Here is a 14,091-nt window from a genome sequence, read left to right on the forward strand (position 1 = left end):
AAACAAAATGGTACACCGCATATTTGTCTATAAGTGTATCATTTTGTCTATTTATTCGCTACCTAGGGACTAGCTCCAAAATCACAGTATCCGGTGTCAAAGCTACTAACGTGTGAATAGTGCCCTCTGGCAGTTCGACAGCGCGAGTCGGGCCCGCCGCGCTGACTCGCAACGATCGCAGGATTTGACCGTTTTCGTTCAAAATAACAATACCGACTTCTCCTTGAATCACCACAAAAAACTCAAAACCGTTAACAGCAGGCGGGCGCAGGTGTTGGTGAGGGCGGACGTAAGTTCCCGGTTGCAGCACGTTGACAAACCGCTGCACTTTTTCAGACAAATCATGGAAATTGTAATTTTGTCGCTGGCGGGGACTGCGGCGGGAGGAAGCGGCAACTTCGTCTAGCAATTCTTGCGTCAGCAATTTGATCGGAGGGGACTGCACAACAGATATCCTGTATTTAAGAGTTTGTGAACAAATGGGCTAGTCTGGGATCATCGTTATCAGCATCTCTTGACACATGGAAATCGCAACTCAGGTGCGTATCACTAAGGCAATGCGTTTGTCAAGTATCTTTAGAAAAATTATTAGCCCGATCGCCCTTTCGACTATTCTAGTCTGCGCCAATACCGTTTTTGCATCTGAACCGACGGCGGCACTGTTGGTTCAGCAGGAATTCTCACAGCAGCAACTTAAAGAAGAAATTCACGATCGAGTTCAAGAAGAAGTTGACATTGCTTTCGGGCGCACGGCGGTATTGCTTAACGGGCTGATAATTGCCCTAACTTTGTTTCCGACAGCAGCCGGAGTCGGGGTTTGGTTTCTGTTGAGCAAATTGTCCAAGCAGACAATAATTGCTCGCCAAGAAATTGAAAGTCTCCATTACGATACAATCTCTCAATTAAAACTATTAATTTCGGACGCTGAAACTATCTTAGGCGAAATTCAACACCAAAGTCACTCGGCGGATGCAGAAACAGACTTGTTATTCCCCGACGCCCAAATTCAAGAATTTGCTCCGGTTAACTATGGCAATTACCAACAGCTATTGACGGCCGCCGACTATGCTAAACAGGGAGATGCTTGTTTCTTTGAAAACCGTTATCAAGATGCGATCGCGGCTTACGATCGGGCCCTGCAAATTCAGCCGGATTTAGCCGATACTTGGAATAACCGAGGAGTAGTGCTGACGAGAATGCAGCGGTATCCAGAGGCGATCGCATCATATGAACAAGCTACTACAATTCGTCCGAATTATCCCGATGCTTGGAACAATCGAGGCGTGGTATTGTTGGAGTTGCAGAAGTACCAGGAGGCGATCGGCTGTTACGAACAGGCAATTCAAGCCAAACCCGATTATGCCGATGCTTGGAACAACAGAGGCGTTGCTTTTTCCAAAATGCAGGAGTACGAACAAGCAGTAATTTCTTACAATCAAGCCCTACAAATAAAAAATGATTATACTGACGCTTGGAACAATCGAGGCGTTGCACTCTCCAAATTGCAAAAATACGAAGATGCGATCGCTTCCTACGACAATGCTGCTAAAATCCGACCTGATTTTTACAGAATTTGGTACAACAAAGCCCGATGTTATGCCCTACAAGGTAAAATTGAATTAGCAATTGAAAATTTAAAGCGTGCCCTCAATCTCAATCCGAATGTGTGTAAAGAGTTGGCAAAAAGTGAAGCTGATTTGGAGAAGATTCGCGAACACGACGCATTCAAGCAGTTGATTAATTGAGCGGAAATATGTAGATGAGTGGGAAAATACCTACCGCCTATTCCAGGTTTATGAAGTGTAGGGACAAAGGTTTTCGCCTTTTCCCTACGGGGATAGAAGGATAGGCGGGGGTACTTCATAAACCAATACGCTTGGGTTAAAACTGTTTATTCCTCGGGTCTCCCCCTAAATCCCCCTGATTGTTGGGGAGTAGGGGTTGACTTTGAGTAAGTTCTTGTCCCACCCCCTACTGCCCTTCGTAGGGGCGGTGCGACCCCTACTCCCCGTGCCCGCCCGCTCGCTAGGGGGGATCGGGCTTAACCCAAGCGTATTGCTTCATAAACGTGGAATCTGCTTTAAGTAGTCAAAAGCGAGTCAAACAAAGCTATTGGCTTGCGGTTGGGGCAGTTCTACATTCGGTTATACAGCAAGGTTTATTTGTGCCTACCTATAGCGGTTCTCAAGCGTGGTGAGGTATGCCCACGGAGGCCTATGCCCACGGAGGCCACGGAGCCCTATGCCAATGAGTACCTCATATGAGAGCTCGAAAGGCTATACTTCTATCAAATCCGTCAGCATCTGAATATAGCAATCCTAAATGATTATACTCGTTACCAGGCAGAGCCTGGTAACGCATATCCGGAGGCTCTGCCTCCATTGTCGCAGCCGAGGCAGAGCAAGAGTGACATCGGTTCCCAGGCAGAGCTTGGGAACCAGTTAACCAGTTAAATCCGTTAGCATCTGAATAGTAAATTCGAGTTGACTGTTCACGGCGTTGACTGTTCACTGTTCACAGTCAACCGTCAACCGTCAACATCATTCCGGTGTTACCGGAAATGATATTACTTCTGTTTGATTACTACCAAAGTAATGTCATCAAATACTTTTTGATCCCCGATGTATCGCCGCACGTCGTCAATAACAGCTTGCTTGATTTCTGCTGCTGACCTTTCCCTGTTAAGGACAACAACTTCAATCAATGGCTCGATACCGTATTGATTTTTATTCATATCAAAAGCTTCGGTAATTCCATCTGTGTAGAGTACGACAACATCCCCCGAATTCAATTGTATTTCAGTAGTAGCAATGAAATCGGCAATATCTGCTTCCAAGGCGATGGGAAAGCCTAACTCGATGGTATCAATCCGCTCTACTTCGCCGCCGTCACGCACGACAATCACCTCTTCGTGCTGTCCGCTCAAATGCAGGGTGTTGTCCCGATATTCTAGCAAAGAAAGGCTCATATTTTTACCGGAATCCATGCGCTCTACGTTGTCAAAAAGCGTTTGGTTGACTGTCTGCAATAATTTAACTGGGTCGGTTTCGTTGTGAACCAACAAAGTGCGAATTGCTGTTTGCGCCATAATCATTAACACGCCGCTTTCTAAACCGTGTCCTGTCACGTCGCCGATGCCAATTGTGGCTTTACCGCCGTGATTTAGTACGTCGTAGTAGTCACCGCCAACTTCATCAGCAGGTTCCATGAATCCAGCTATTTCTAGCCCTTCTATTGACTCTAATTCCTGCTGTTTAGGCAAAATCATTTGTTGCAGGCGGCGGGTTACGTCTAGTTCGGCACTCATGCGAAGGTTTTCTACTTTTAGCCGTTCGTTCAAAACCAATATTTCTTTATTAGCTTGGGCTAATTGTGCGGTGCGATCTTCTACTTTTTGCTCTAGGGTTTGATAAAGTTGGGCATTTTCTAGGGAAATAGCAGCTTGGGCAGAAATTATGCTCAATACTGCTAATCTGTCTGCTGTAAAAGCGCCAGTTGCGAGATTGTTTTCTAGATACAAAATGCCGATAAGTTTGCCTTGATTGATGATGGGGGCGCACAAGACAGATTTGGGTTGATTAATTGCAATATAAGGCTCGGCGGTAAAGGTTCCTTCGCGGACGGCATCGTTTAAAACTACATCTGACTGAGTTCTTGCGACATAATTGATAATAGATGTCGGGAGATCCACACTGTTATTAACAGCAAGAGATTGCAGGACTTGGACGGAACCGTCAACGTCTCCGGCAGCTTCAATTCTGAGTTCGCCCCTGCTGTTTAGCAAGAGGAGAAAACCTTTTTGAGCTCCGGCATTTTCAATGGTAAGTTTAATTAAGTTTGACAGCAAGGATGCTAATACTACTTCGCCGGATATTGCTTGCGATGCTTTGATTACTGTGGTAAAGTCAAGCATTGATGAGCTGCTGCTGCCTGTGGATGTTGGCGGAACGGATGTTTTTGTGCCAGAAATGCTCGTGCTTCTTGATGTTTGTCTCAGCAATACCTGCAGGTAGCGGGTATCTAAGTCTTTAACTTTGGCGGATGCACCCCAGCGGAGATAGGAATAGCGGGCATTTTGCAAGTAGGTTTTGGCAATCAGAGTTTTATTTTTAGATAGGTAAAACTTAGCAGCTAGTTCGTAGGAGAGGGCTTCTTCATTAAGATATTCGTTTTCTCGAGCGGTGGCGATCGCGCGATCGTACCAGTCCATTGCTTCAAAGTTTTCCCCTTTAATGCGGCACAATTCTGCTTCTATTAGTTCTACTTTCTGCAAGTAATTCATCGGTGCGTGAGTTGCCAATACTTTCAGTTTATCCAGATTGACAGTTACTTGTTCTAACATTTGTTCGCGTTCGCTATGGCTGACATCAAAGTAAACCGCAAGTCGCACGAGAGAATCATAGAAATAAAAGAGAGGAGCAAGAAGCGAACCAACTACTCCGGCCAAGTCTTTTGCTGCTAAGTCAGCATATTTTACAGCTTCAGCAAATTCTCCAAAGAGATAGCAGAGAATGGTTTTTTGCAAGTAGATAATGTAAACCGCACTACGATTGTTGGCTTGCACCATCAGCGGCAACTGGATGTCTTCGTTATAAGCTTCACCGATTAATTTACAGGGATTTTCGGAGCCATCTATTAAATTGAGAACTGCCTGCCGATAGATTTCATTAAAATTAAAATCTGCTTCTTGCTTTAGTTGGCGCATCATGTCGCTGTAGGCCGCTAATTCTCGTTCAAATTCTGTTAATTCTTTGCCGATGAAATATGCGTGCAAGGCATACATACTGGCCGCGTGACAGGCATATTCTATATCTCCCGTTTCCAAGCCGATCTCGCAAGCATTCTGCGAAATTTTTAAAGTTTTCCTGACCGATTCTTTGCAATGTTTGACAAAACCATTCACAATGTGAAGTGTTTCTGCTTTGACTTCGCTGGAGTTAATCCGATCCAGCAAATTTAAAGCCAGTTCGCCAAATCTGTAGCCAGATTCGATGTCGTTGAAAATCGCGCTCAACAGCAGTCCGCAATTAGCATAAGCTGGCAAAGAATAGGGAGCATTGCCGTATTCTAGCGATAAATTGACCTGTTTAAAAATAAACAGTGGCAGGATTTCTGGAAAGGAAAAATAGACAGCAGCAAAGGTGCTTGATATCACCTGCATGGCTGCTAATTTGTCCGGTGCTGTCATTGGCGGCAAATCGATTAAATCTTCGATTTCTCTGCCTGTTAGCGCTGCCTGAGTTGCTTGCAGCGCCGCCTGAATATCTGTCGGATTGGGCTGTTTGGGAAAATGTATATCTAATAATTCTAGCACTGATAAAGCTGTGTCTATTGCTTGCCGGAACTGGCTTTGTGCTAACTGAGCGAGAATTATTGCTTGATAGACTTTTACTTTATCTAGCACTGTTTTCGCTTGTTGCAGCACGGGAGTTGCTAATTCCTCCATCTGCTCGAAATCGGTACTGATGTAAGCCGCTTCTGCTGCTTCTTCGTAGAGATTCAGCGTTAAGTCATATTGGGTTTGCCAACTGTCTGCACTTAATAATTGCCTGCCCGCCGCGAAGTATGAGAGTGCTGATTTATAAGCAGCGGAAACTTTGGCTTTTTTACCTGCTAAAAGGTTGAGTGCTGCCAGTTCATTGCGCTGCGGCTGTGCGGTAATTAATTCGCTGCCAAAGTTGAGGTGATTTACGATATCAAAGATTTTCTGTTCTCGCTGTTCCGGCGGGGTATTGTCCAACAAAAGTTGTCCGACTCGGTAGCGGACAACTTGCTTTTCTGGTTCAGGAATTAGAGAATAGGCGGCTTGCTGGACGCGATCGTGCAAAAATTTGTAATAAACAGTTAAATCTTCTGAACTTTGGTCTAATTCGATAAATTTGTAATCATTTCCCACGGGAATAATTAAAGTTTCCCTAACTCCTTCCAAAAGTTTGCCATTAGTTGCTTTTACTGAATTCCCACTAACAATTGCCAAGGTTTTCACGTCAAATTCATTGCCAATGCAAGCAGCCAATTTTAATAGTTGCTGTGTTGCCGGCGACAGTTTTTGAATTTTTCCTGCCATCAGATCGACTACATTGTCAGTAATTCCCTTGGCTTGAATTTGCTCTAAATCCCACTGCCAGCCTCCCTTTGCCCCCCCAAGCTTCGGAGAGGTTACTCCAAATTTTAACAGTTTCTCAGCATAAAGTGATTTGAGAAACTCGTTAATAAAAAAGGGATTGCCTTGAGTTTTTTGCAGGACTAACTCTGCTAATGGCAGGGCTTTTTCGAGATCGCATTTAAGAGTATCTGCAATTAAATGATTGACATCATTTAATTTTAAAGGTAAGAGGGAAATTGAATTAATAACGCATCCAGTTTTCTGAATCTCATTAATTGTTAACATCAGCGGATGGGCTGCACTGACTTCGTTATCCCGATAAGCCCCAATCAGAAACAGATATTGCATATCTGGGTCAGTGATTATCAATTGAAGCATCTGCAAAGTTGCGGAGTCTGCCCACTGCAAATCGTCGAGAAACATGACTAAGGGATGTTCTGGCTTGCAAAATACGCGGATGAAGTTATGCAAGACTAAATTAAACCGATTTTGCGATTCAGCGGGAGGAAGTTCGGATAATTCTGGCTGCTTGCCAATTATCAATTCTAATTCGGGAATTACATCAATAACGACTTGACCGTTAACTCCAACTGCTGTTAATATTTTTTCGCGCCACTGTTGGAGTTTGGCTTCTGTTTCTGCGAGCAACTGCTGCACTAATTCTTGAAAAGCTTTAATGACGGCGCTGTAAGGAATATTTCGCTGAAACTGGTCAAATTTCCCGGCGATGAAATAACCTTTTTTTCGGGTAATGGGTTTGTAAATTTCTTGAACTAATGCTGATTTGCCAATGCCGGAATATCCGAATACTAACATCATTTCGGAATGTGGTCGGCTGTTGGGGGATGGCTGAGTTTCTGAGGTTACACTTTCTGCTTCTTCCTGCAAGCTACCGGCAACTCGCTCAAATGCCGCCAGCAGGCTTTCTATTTCTGTTTCTCGGCCGTAAAGTTTTTGAGAAATTTGAAACTTATCTGAAATATCGTGCTGACCAATAGGAAAGTTTTCTATCTTGCCTTGAGTTTGCAGTTGAGTGAGACATAACTCTAAATCTGCTTGAATTCCCCAAGCGCTTTGATATCGATCTTCGGCGGTTTTTGCTAACAGCTTCATTACGATATCTGACACAGGTTTAGGAATCTCTGAATTGAGTTCTTGGGGCGGAATGGGTTGTTTAGCGATGTGACAGTGTACTAATTCGATCGCGTCGTTACCTTCAAAAGGCAGTTGATTGGTTAGCAGTTCGTAAAAAGTGGCACCTAGGGAATAAAAATCAGCGCGGTAATCGATCGCGCGATTCATTCTTCCGGTTTGTTCGGGAGCGATATAAGCTAAAGTTCCCTCTAAAACATTGGGACTTTTTAGGGTAGGATTTTCTATAGACAAGACTGTCGAAATGCCGAAGTCAATAATTTTGACTTCCCCGGTTTTGGGGTTGATAATTATATTAGATGGGTTAATGTCTTTGTGGATAATATTAGCGCTGTGAATCTCACCCAATATCTCGACAGTTTTGATAGCGATGGGGAGAAATTCCGCTAAGGTTATCTGACGTTGCTTCCGCCATAAACTTAAAGATTCAGCGCCATCATCCTCGAAGACGATGGCAAGAGAATTATGATATTTTTCTAAGCTGTAAGCTTTAACAAAGCCTGAGAAATTCAGAGTTTGACTGATTTGGTATTCCTGCTGGTATCTCAGCAGTTGTGCGGGCGTTGGCAATTCTTATTTCAGCAGCTTGAGGATGATCGGTAGGGGTTCGGCGTAGCCGTCACGTAGCGAATCGCGATCGCGAATTCCGCGATAAACGAAGGAATTTTCGCTTTCATAGATTTGGGCGAAAATCTGATATCCAGGAATGCTAAGCATAGTTTAAACTGTCCGTTTTGAGCTTTTGCGCTTTGTGTGCAGCAGTTGCGACCCTATCTTGCCATTATTGCTCATATATCACTGCAGTGGGAGCTCGATCGCTGCCACTGCATAGAAAACGACTGTTTGCAAAATCGGGATGCTTCCGATTTTGACTAACTTAATTAGCAGTCAGCTTCCCCCTTTGGTTCCTTTTTGGTATACACCCATTTATTAAATAAATCCTGAATTTCAGGCGACTGCTGCTGCACGATCTTATTGTAATCTTCCCGCGGGTCAATGCAGTAGCTAGCTGTGCGCTTCTCCACTTTTTGTAGCCAGGTTGCATGGATTGTAAAACCTACATTAAATTTAGGGTGCCAGAGCTTGCAAATAGGCCCGCTTTTCAAGTCAGCAGCATCAAAAATCCAGAATTCATGGCCGTTAGTTTCGTCGCTACCATCCCCGTAGCTAACGACGCAAACTATGTAACCGTCTGTTGAAATTCCACTGTCACTGCGCGGTACAAATTGCGGTGAAGCTACCCAGTAACCGTCTGGAAATTGATAAACATCTGGGATACTCAAACGATTTTCGCCTTCCTTAACGCTTTCTTGGGGGGCGATATGCAGCCGCAATAAATTAGATGGTCTTCCCTTTTTGGTAATGTCATCTATTAATTCTAAACTTAATTCTCGGTACTTGTAGTCTTCGTACAAGCGGGCCATGTGTTGTGTTTTGAGGTCTTCCCAGCATCCCAAACAAATCCAGTAGATGTCTTGCAGGCGATCGGGCAGCGGGTGATTCTGATATGTGTAGATAGCCGGCCCCCAAGTATAATTTTCATCCATGATGACATCTTGATGTTTTCTAATTAACTCTCCCGTTTTGCCGTTGACGACATAACATCCGAGTTTGCTGATGTCCATTGGTCCTGCGATCGCTCCGTAAAGACGCCGCAAATTGTTGGCTTCTAAATTAGGGGTTTTATCATCGTCAAAGTCGAACTCGGACAGCCATTCCGCTGCATCCCATCCACAAACATGAGACAAGTGCAGGGTAATTAAATCGTTAGGGTTTTTATAGTCAGCAAGAAAGTGTGCTGCTTCACCGGGAATAGTCACTTTCTTGGCATTGACATAACTTTTTTCTGGCTTGAGATCGCTGCGGCGGATGATATAGAAAGAGTTGTCGCTTAATTGCGGTTGCACAAGTGAATTCCTCAATAATTTTTCGATCGATTTATAGATTTTTTTATTAACCGAAGGTAGGAGTTCACCCACAGAAACTTTGAAAGCGGTATCCAACAGTACGATATAATTTTCTGTCATTCCCATTTGATGAATACTTTGCTTGATTTTAATGGAAGAGTCATTGTGCAGCACTTTCCATTTTTGCAGACTTCCTGAACCCTCCCAACGCACGATGTCAACAAAGTCATCTGTAAATCTTTCTCTCCGCTTCAGAAACTTTCGCCAAACAATCAATAGTTTGCGATATTTTACAGTTTTTTTTTAGGGAGAGATTTTTTATGTAAAATCAAAATGACACTTAGCTGTTTTTTATAACTTGTCAAGTTTTGTTTTAAGACTGTTACAAAATCTTTGAATACATAGTCTAGGGGAATAAATTGAGATAAAATATTGGAGAGCGATCGCCCGATATTGACCGTGAACATTTCTTTGGTATAAGGGTCAAAGCATGGATGAGCTGAAGTCTGAATAACTTTAAATGGAGTCGGCGGTTTCCCTGGCATATTGCCAATTTTACTGACTTCTTTCCACTCATCATTGCGACCGACTGGGGTAACAGTTTCCAGGGTTTTCGGATCGATTTCGTAAGGGCGGCCTACATCCCAAGTAGCCAGCAACCGTTCGCTCTCATCTTGAGAAAATTTCAAGTGCACAAATGCTGTATTGAGCTGGTTCCTCACACCCAGTTGCCCAGATATGCGGGTAATGCCGTAATTTTTAAATTTCAAATCCTGATATTTCTCACACTTGTCGGCGGCTGCATCTGCGTAGTAACAAGGGGGTTTTACCAGCCTCGATGATAGAAATGCTCCAGCTTCTAAATTGTCAAAATCGAGACGGTAAATCATGCCGTCGCCGTTATAAAGCGGGGTTGTACCGTCTGAAGACGGGTAAACTGTGGAGTTAGTCGGATAACCTTGATCGTCGGGCGAATCTATCGAACCCACTGGTGCAACAATGAATACGTGACCTTGCAAATCTAGCGGTAGCTTTCCCTCTTTAACGTTCATCTTTAGCGGTAAATCTTTGGCATCTGGGTTGTCTTCTTTGTTGCCAAATTCGTCGCGGCTGACTGATAATACTGAACGCGGAAAAGTTGAATTGAGTGCTTCTTTAGTGGCGTCTTGCATCTGTTTCTCACTTCTAAATATTTTCAGTTTGAGATGACTGCGGGATGAAAATCAGTTGCACTCGCCCGTTTCTAGGGAAAGTATTGTGCACCTGAACTGACTGCCATTAGTCGCTGCTGAACGACTGTCGCAAAAATCATCACAATTCAAAGGATAAATGCTACTTTGTTTTACCATATATTTTTGAGGGTGTCAATATTTTTATTAATATCGACCGCGGCGGAGTTTGGAGGCGATCGCGGAGATATTTAAGATTGTTTAGACAGAGTGGTTTGATATCTTATCATTGATAAATCCACAGCAAACACGGCTTGCAATGCCAGTAATAAAGTAAGATGCACCTTCTCAAATTAAAAACTAAAGTAGGTGTTGACGGGATATTGCAGGTAGGTGCCAATGCCACCATAATTTAAAAATATGGATATGGAAGTAATAGTGGTGTTTCAGATAGTACAAAAACGGCACTCCGATAGAACAATTAGTAATTTAGAAAATAAAATTTATTAACCAGCTAAAAAAAAGTGAATAAATAAAAGATGATTCAAGGTTTTTTTATAAAAAATAGAAATGAGTAATCTGCGAGAGTCCCTGGAAAAAAATCCCCAGCACACAAAAAGGGTATTAGGAATGGAATATGAACAATTAATAGAGTTAATTCGAGCGCCTGAGTTATTAGTTTTCCAAAATGCAGGAGTACGAACAAGCAGTAATTTCTTACAATCAAGCTATACAAATAAAAAATGATTATACTGACGCTTGGAACAATCGAGGCGTTGCACTCTCCAAATTGCAAAAATACGAAGATGCGATCGCTTCCTACGACAATGCTGCTAAAATCCGACCTGATTTTTACAGAATTTGGTACAACAAAGCCCGATGTTATGCCCTACAAGGTAAAATAGAATTAGCAATTGAAAATTTAAAGCGCGCCCTCAATCTCAATCCGAATGTGTGTAAAGAGTTGGCAAAGAGTGAAGCTGATTTAGAAAAAATTCGCGAACACGATGCGTTCAAGCAGTTGATAAGTTAATCCTTCAAAAATAATCGTCAACTATAGGATAACGAATAGGTAGTAAGATTAAATGAACCGCGAAGACGCTAAGGAAGGGAAGGAAGAGAAAGAAGGGATGCCGTTTTTCCTTCGCGCTTTTTGCGTCTTCGCGGTTCGTTTTACAAATACTTCTGCAATAGCAAGCCCATTTTCTCCTTAGTTGCGGCCGGCACTTGATCCAACCGAGTCAGAATTGCATATTTTAAAGCTGAATGTGCATCAGAAACGGGGGGGTTTTCTGTTAGTCTACGGACTGTTTCTTGAATGACTTTTTGAGCATTCTCTGCATTGCGGTGCAAATTGGCTATTACCATTTCTACTGTTACGCTGTCGTGTTCGGTATGCCAGCAGTCGTAGTCTGTGACTAATGCTAAAGTTGCGTAGGCAATTTCAGCTTCTCTCGCTAATTTTGCTTCCGGCAAATTTGTCATCCCAATGACTGTGGCATCCCAACTGCGGTAAAGGTTTGATTCTGCTTTTGTGGAAAATGCGGGGCCTTCCATGCAGACGTAGGTGCCGCCCCGGTGGAGGTTAACGTCGGGGAGGTTCAATGATTCGATCGCACTTGCTAACACTTTAGCCAATTCGCCGCAAACCGGATCGCCGAATGTGATGTGACCGACTATTCCTTCTCCAAAAAAGGTAGAAACTCGATTTTTTGTGCGATCGATAAACTGATCCGGCACTACCATATCTAAAGGTTTCGCCTCTGTTTTCAGGGAACCAACCGCCGACGCTGAGATTAAATACTCAACTCCCAAACTCTTCATTGCATAAATATTTGCGCGATACGGCACTTCTGAGGGCAAAAAAGTGTGGTTGCGGCCGTGTCTAGCCAGAAATGCTACGGGCGTACCGTCCAATGTTCCCACAATGGCGGCATCGGATGGCGATCCAAAAGGTGTATCAATTTTCACCTCTTCAATATCCTTGAGGGCCTCCATTTTATACAAACCGCTGCCGCCGATAATTCCGATTTTTGCTTGTGCCATTTTTACCCTCTGCTTGAGCTTTACCACAGTGATTCTATCGGGCCATCGTTAAGTTGGCGTAAAGATAATTGAAGATTTCGTGACAACAGTCACCCGACATACACTATTTTGTCACCAAAATCATGTGATATTAATCACAAAGTAGCTTCACAAAATCTTTAAAAATAAAGGTACACAGTTCTGTTACTTATTTTTAGCGTGTTAAGCTCATGACAGTCAGCTCTGCTAACCTCCCCAAAATCTCGATCGAGGCGATCGTCGAGCGCATCTTTGCTTTTCGCCAGATTACCCCCCTTGACAGACGACTGCTGAAATCAGCAATGCTAGCCCAGAAAGGTCTTAACGAAAAAGACCAGTGTCACATCAACCGAGTGTGTCAGGGCATCCAAAACGGCTTGATTTTAGTTGTAGAATAAATTTGCAGCACTATCTCTTGCGAGATCAAGAAGGTGTTTTAAAATTTGTGTCTGAGTCTGTATCTGCTGGAACTGCGTTCGGGCGGTGTTTTACTATTTTTCAGCCCGCGAACCCTCGACATCACAAATAATATTATTTACATCTTATTTATCGATCAAAATTCAACAGCCAAAAGCCTGTATAAGTTATGCCACTATCATCGGGCTGCACTAACAAAAAATGTAATCCTTTACTTAATTGCTTGCGCTGTTGGTAAATTTGGGCCGCCGCTTTCACCTCGCTATCTTCAAAAGTAGCAACAACCCACCTATCTACTAACCCAGCTTCCAATATCAATCCGTCGGGTTCTCCAGCGATATAATTCAAAGCAAAAGGTTTGGCATCCTGAAGCCATCTAGCCAACCGCATAGACTGGCGTCCACCGTCAATAACAACTCCCGGTACGGGTACTGTTGAGGCCAAGCCTAAATTCAGCGGTAACAGCAATTCTGGCATTTCCAAGATTGGCAGGGGACGCCCTTGGAAAGCATCTTCAATGTCGCCGGCGGGTAGGGAAGCAAAACGCCAGCCATCGCCCCAGAGGTTTTCGGGTAAAGGCACGGGCGGCGGCGAGTCGAGGGCGATCGCACTGTAAGTTTCACCTGTATAATTAGGCATACTCGAATATTCTTTGGCGCGTTGTTGCAGCCGCAATTTCAGAGCCGCAGTGCGCCGAGTCGCTTCCACCTTGACACCCAAAACTTTGCTTGCAGCTTCGATTAAGCCCAGAGACTGAGGCCTAAATACTTGAATTAAGTCCGGCAAATTTTGGGTTTGAGCTTGCTGCTGCAACTGCGAGGCTAGCCAATTAGAATTTGCGTCCCCCTGGCTACAAACAGCGCTAAATTGAAAACTGCCTTCCGAGTCGCAAATTAAGAGTTCCCAGAGTGGTTTGCCAGTTTCGTCTTGGAGAGGGCGGCGGTAAAAATCGGCTTGCCAAATACGCATAAATAATTAAAAAATAAAATCTACAACTCGATAATTTTAATATAGCCTGGTGACAATCCGATACAATAAGCTGTGTTGCATCTAGATTGCCTATGGTATTAGAGAGGGAGAGGGGGAGAAGAGGAGAGGGGGAGAGGATTTGACGATTTTTGATGGGGACTCGAAATATACAATTTAAATGCACAACAGCTTACCGAACTTTGAAAAAAAACTTCGAGCGATATATTCTCAGTTCCTAGTTGACTTTTGTTTCAATATCTTACACCCGTTAAAAAAACTGCAACTGTAGGCCAGCGATCCAAACCGT

General features: G+C 43.6%; 10 protein-coding genes. 3 read left to right on the plus strand and 7 right to left on the minus strand.

The window, feature by feature from the left end; all coding sequences use genetic code 11:
- Positions 1-58: 58 nt before the first annotated feature.
- Entirely contained in the window at positions 59-445 is a 387-nt protein-coding gene (locus QUA16_RS19035) for a WbuC family cupin fold metalloprotein (protein ID WP_333105172.1), read from the minus strand.
- 76 nt (positions 446-521) lie between these two features.
- Between QUA16_RS19035 and QUA16_RS19040 the strand changes: the two genes are divergently transcribed.
- Complete coding sequence (locus QUA16_RS19040; protein ID WP_333181295.1) at positions 522-1,745, plus strand: tetratricopeptide repeat protein; 1,224 nt, start codon at positions 522-524, stop codon at positions 1,743-1,745.
- Between the two features lie 821 nt (positions 1,746-2,566).
- Here the strand turns inward: QUA16_RS19040 and QUA16_RS19045 are convergent.
- The 4 genes from QUA16_RS19045 to QUA16_RS19060 form a co-directional block, all read right to left on the minus strand.
- A complete protein-coding gene (locus QUA16_RS19045) occupies positions 2,567-7,828 on the minus strand; it encodes an AAA family ATPase (protein ID WP_333105168.1) in 5,262 nt (1,753 codons plus the stop codon).
- A 3-nt stretch (positions 7,829-7,831) separates the two neighbouring features.
- Complete coding sequence (locus QUA16_RS19050) at positions 7,832-7,975, minus strand: hypothetical protein (RefSeq protein ID WP_333105166.1); 144 nt, start codon at positions 7,973-7,975, stop codon at positions 7,832-7,834.
- A gap of 164 nt (positions 7,976-8,139) precedes the next feature.
- The gene (locus QUA16_RS19055; protein WP_333105164.1) at positions 8,140-9,441 is read right to left on the minus strand and encodes a carotenoid oxygenase family protein; all 1,302 of its coding nucleotides are present in this window, start codon (positions 9,439-9,441) and stop codon (positions 8,140-8,142) included.
- A 14-nt stretch (positions 9,442-9,455) separates the two neighbouring features.
- Positions 9,456-10,337, minus strand: coding sequence for a carotenoid oxygenase family protein (locus QUA16_RS19060; protein ID WP_333105163.1), 882 nt, complete (start codon positions 10,335-10,337; stop codon positions 9,456-9,458).
- A 685-nt stretch (positions 10,338-11,022) separates the two neighbouring features.
- Between QUA16_RS19060 and QUA16_RS19065 the strand changes: the two genes are divergently transcribed.
- Positions 11,023-11,367, plus strand: a complete 345-nt coding sequence (locus QUA16_RS19065; protein WP_333105161.1) for a TPR end-of-group domain-containing protein — start codon at positions 11,023-11,025, stop codon at positions 11,365-11,367.
- A gap of 140 nt (positions 11,368-11,507) precedes the next feature.
- On the opposite strand, the gene QUA16_RS19070 is transcribed toward QUA16_RS19065, so the two are convergent.
- Positions 11,508-12,380, minus strand: coding sequence for an S-methyl-5'-thioadenosine phosphorylase (locus QUA16_RS19070; protein ID WP_333105159.1), 873 nt, complete (start codon positions 12,378-12,380; stop codon positions 11,508-11,510).
- A gap of 209 nt (positions 12,381-12,589) precedes the next feature.
- Here QUA16_RS19070 and QUA16_RS19075 point away from each other — a divergent pair, with 209 nt between their 5' ends.
- Positions 12,590-12,796 (plus strand): hypothetical protein, encoded by a 207-nt coding sequence (locus QUA16_RS19075; protein ID WP_015177188.1) that lies wholly within the window; start codon positions 12,590-12,592, stop codon positions 12,794-12,796.
- A gap of 148 nt (positions 12,797-12,944) precedes the next feature.
- Here the strand turns inward: QUA16_RS19075 and QUA16_RS19080 are convergent, their stop codons facing one another.
- Complete coding sequence (locus tag QUA16_RS19080; RefSeq protein WP_333105157.1) at positions 12,945-13,784, minus strand: Tab2/Atab2 family RNA-binding protein; 840 nt, start codon at positions 13,782-13,784, stop codon at positions 12,945-12,947.
- Between the last annotated feature and the right edge of the window lie 307 nt (positions 13,785-14,091).

This window comes from Microcoleus sp. S13_C3, from assembly GCF_036700905.1.
Lineage (GTDB): Bacteria > Cyanobacteriota > Cyanobacteriia > Cyanobacteriales > Microcoleaceae > Microcoleus.

Bases quoted from the DNA above. Each gene is read 5' to 3' on its own strand.
- QUA16_RS19040 (WP_333181295.1), top strand. From the start codon at position 522: ATGGAAATCGCAACTCAGGTGCGTATCACTAAGGCAATGCGTTTGTCA.
- QUA16_RS19050 (WP_333105166.1), bottom strand. From the start codon at position 7,975: ATGCTTAGCATTCCTGGATATCAGATTTTCGCCCAAATCTATGAAAGC.
- QUA16_RS19060 (WP_333105163.1), bottom strand. From the start codon at position 10,337: ATGCAAGACGCCACTAAAGAAGCACTCAATTCAACTTTTCCGCGTTCA.
- QUA16_RS19065 (WP_333105161.1), top strand. From the start codon at position 11,023: ATGCAGGAGTACGAACAAGCAGTAATTTCTTACAATCAAGCTATACAA.
- QUA16_RS19070 (WP_333105159.1), bottom strand. From the start codon at position 12,380: ATGGCACAAGCAAAAATCGGAATTATCGGCGGCAGCGGTTTGTATAAA.
- QUA16_RS19075 (WP_015177188.1), top strand. From the start codon at position 12,590: ATGACAGTCAGCTCTGCTAACCTCCCCAAAATCTCGATCGAGGCGATC.
- QUA16_RS19080 (WP_333105157.1), bottom strand. From the start codon at position 13,784: ATGCGTATTTGGCAAGCCGATTTTTACCGCCGCCCTCTCCAAGACGAA.